Genomic DNA, 269 nt, shown 5'->3' on the forward strand with positions numbered 1-269 from the left:
GTATCAACATAATGTGTGCGTTCTACAAATTGGCCTCCTTTGAATAATATGCCATTTTCTGCAGCGCGTCCCGTACCCACCATAATAGATGTAGGTGTTGCTAAACCAAGTGCACAGGGACAAGCAATAACTAAAACAGATATTGCTGAAACAAGTGAAGGTTCAAATTGTCCAGGGTGAACGAATATAATCCATATGATAAAAGTAATAACCGCAATGCTAACCACAATCGGAACAAAATATCCAGAAATAATATCAGCTAAGCGTTG

At 38.7% G+C, this 269-nt stretch carries 1 pseudogene; it reads right to left on the reverse strand.

The annotated features are described in order from the left end of the window. Positions 1–269: pseudogene (locus GNE10_RS36650) on the reverse strand (heavy metal translocating P-type ATPase); the annotation flags it as partial.

Source organism: Nostoc sp. 2RC (assembly GCF_014222165.1).
GTDB classification, from domain to species: domain Bacteria; phylum Cyanobacteriota; class Cyanobacteriia; order Cyanobacteriales; family Nostocaceae; genus Nostoc; species Nostoc linckia.